Raw genomic sequence first — 2,683 nt, 5'->3', positions numbered from 1 at the left:
TGCGCATTCCGGAGCATCCGGTCGGGCATTCCGACGACATCCGGTCAGCTGTTCCGAAGTATCCGGTCACCGCGAGATGACGCCGCTGGGCGTGGGTTTTTGATGTCGTTTCCGGTTGGGCCGGTCAAGTGTTTCGGTTCTGGCGATACGGGAGCCGCGCGCGGCGCCGTGCGCGCCCCATGACGCTGGCGCGGCGTCGCGCGCGGCGGTGATCCGGGCCTGCGTCATGTCTCGTTCTTCCGCATGGAGGGCCCGTCGAGGGGGATCCGGTGGGCGTTGTGAACCAGCCGGTCGAGGATGGCGTCGGCGAAGGTCGGCTCACCGACGACCTCGTGCCATGCTTCGACAGGCAACTGGCTAGTGATCATGATCGAGCCGTTCTTGTAGCGGTCCTCGACGATTTCCATCAGGTCGCGCCGGTGTTGTGCCGTCAGCCGGTCGGGCCCCCAGTCGTCCAGGATCAGCAGGTCCGTTCGGACGAGCTGGCGGAACAGACGCGGAAACCGCCCGTCGCCATGGGCGAGGTCGAGATCGGCGAAGAGGCGCGGCAAACGGTGATAGAGGACGGTGCGGCCGTCGCGACAGGCCTTCTGGCCGAGGGCGCAGGAAAGCCAGGTTTTCCCGACGCCGCACGGCCCCGTGACGATCAGATTCTGCCGCTGTGCAATCCAGTTGCCCTCGGCCAACTGGCGGAAGAGGTCGCGGTCGAGCTTGCGCGGGGTGCGGAAGTCGACATCCTCGATGGCGGCCCCGGCATGGCGCAGCTTCGCGGCGCGCATCCGGCTTTGATAGCGCTTGTTGCCGCGATTGGCGGCCTCGCGGTCAATTAGCAGGCCCAACCATTCGGCATGGCTGAGATCGGCGGCGCCGTCCTGCTTCTGCAGTTCGGTGAATGCCTCGGCCATGCCGTCGAGCTTGAGCGCCCGCAGCCGGTTGAGGGTTGGATGGTCAAGCATGATGTCTCCTTCTCACTGGAAATATCCGGAGCCGCGGATGTTGGGATGGGTGATCACCGGCCCCTCCGCAGGCGTTTCGGGCCGTTGGCGATGCAGCTTGTTCTGCAGGATCGATTTGACCGAGCTGTAGCTCTGCCCGCCGATCTCATGGGCGCGCAGGCAGGCGGCTTCGAGGGCATCGCGGCCATGGGGTTTGGCGAGCCTGACGATCCCGAGGCAGGCGCGGTAGCCCTGTTCGGGATGCGGTTTCGTTCGCAGGATCAGCTCTACCAGAGCGGCAGTGTTGGGGCCGATCTGCTCGGCCCGGCGGCGGATCTCGGCCGGCGTCATGCCGGCATAGCGGCGATGGCTCGCCGGCATATGCGCGGCTACGGTGGTATGCTTGCGGTTGCCCGAGGTCCGGACATGGGAGGCAACCCGCTGGCCTTCGTGGAAAATCTCGACGGTCCGGGCGGTGATCCGGACCCAGAGGGTCTTCTTCAGAAGCGTATGCGGGACCGAGTAGTAATGCTTCTCGACCTCGACATGATAATCGAGCCCGGCGCGCCGTTCGAGCCAGTCGGCATAGTCGTAGGGTCTGTCGGGCAGCGGTTTCAGCGCCGGCTTGTCCAGTTGTTCGAACAGGGCCTGGCGGCTCGCGCCCAGATGGCGGGTCACTTTGCCGTTCAGGCCGGGCAGCAGATCGCGGATCGCGGCGTTCAGTTCCGACAAGGAAAAGAACCGCCGCTTGCGCAGCCGTGCGATGACCCAGCGCTGGACCAGCAGCACGCCCACCTCGACCTTCGCCTTGTCGCGCGGCTTGTAGGGGCGCGCCGGCAGGATCGCCGTGCCGTAATGCGCTGCCATCTCGGCATAGGTGCGATTGATCTGCGGCTCGTGAAAGCAGGCCTTGGTGACGCCGGCCTTGAGATTGTCCGACACGATCTGGTCGGGCACGCCGCCGAAGAAGGCCAGCATCCGGGCATGGGCGCCGATCCAGTCCGGCAGGCTCTGCGTCCAACTCGCCTCGACATAGGTGTAGTTCGACGCCCCCAGCACGCCGACGAAGATCTGCGCCGCGCGCACCTCGCCGGTCTCGCCGTCGACCACCTCCACGGTATCGCCGGCATAATCGACGAAGACGCGTTCGCCCGCGACATGATGCTGGCGCATGGTGGGCGAAAGCCGCCCCTCCCAGCGGCGATAGAGATCGCAGAACCGGCTGTAGCCGTAGCCGTCTTTCGGATGGGTGGCGCGGTATTCCTCCCAGATCAGCGACAGCGTGACCCCTCTCTGTCGCATCTGAACATGCACCGCCGACCAGTCCGGCTGCGCCAGCCCGCGCCGCGTCGCCTCCCCGACCGGATGAAACAGCCGGCGCTCGAGCGCGGCCTCGTCGATCCCGTCCGGCAGCGGCCAGGACATCCCGGCCATCTGCGCACGTTTGAGATACTCGCTGACCGTCGACTGGCCCACATTCAGGCTCACGGCAATCTTCCGCGTCGACAGCCCGGCGGCCTTCAGGCGAAGGGCTTCTGCAATCTTGCGCATCGGCAATCGTCTCATTCTGGGGCTTCCCTGCTCGTCCTCGAAGACGGCGAGGCTACCCCGCTGCACGATCGCCCAGCAGCGCGTCTCTCGGCCGGATGCCGGGGTGACCGGATGCCCCGGAATCCGTGACCGGATCAGATCGGAATTACTGACCGGATGTTATCGGAATCGCTGACCGGATGAGCCCGGAACGCACA

The 2,683-nt window shown here is 65.9% G+C and carries 2 protein-coding genes; both read right to left on the bottom strand.

The annotated features are described in order from the left end of the window. Positions 1-224: 224 nt before the first annotated feature. Positions 225-956, bottom strand: a complete 732-nt coding sequence (istB, locus tag GH815_RS18510; RefSeq protein ID WP_153750199.1) for an IS21-like element helper ATPase IstB — start codon at positions 954-956, stop codon at positions 225-227. A 12-nt stretch (positions 957-968) separates the two neighbouring features. Beyond that, complete coding sequence (gene istA, locus GH815_RS18505) at positions 969-2,501, bottom strand: IS21 family transposase (RefSeq protein WP_153750198.1); 1,533 nt, start codon at positions 2,499-2,501, stop codon at positions 969-971. Positions 2,502-2,683: the final 182 nt, after the last annotated feature.

Source organism: Rhodovulum strictum (genome assembly GCF_009649175.1).
Classification (GTDB): domain Bacteria; phylum Pseudomonadota; class Alphaproteobacteria; order Rhodobacterales; family Rhodobacteraceae; genus Rhodovulum; species Rhodovulum strictum.
This window is presented reverse-complemented; position numbering and strand designations above follow the sequence as displayed.

Coding starts and splice junctions, on each gene's coding strand:
- istB (WP_153750199.1), bottom strand. CDS start 956: ATGCTTGACCATCCAACCCTCAACCGGCTGCGGGCGCTCAAGCTCGAC.
- istA (WP_153750198.1), bottom strand. CDS start 2,501: ATGAGACGATTGCCGATGCGCAAGATTGCAGAAGCCCTTCGCCTGAAG.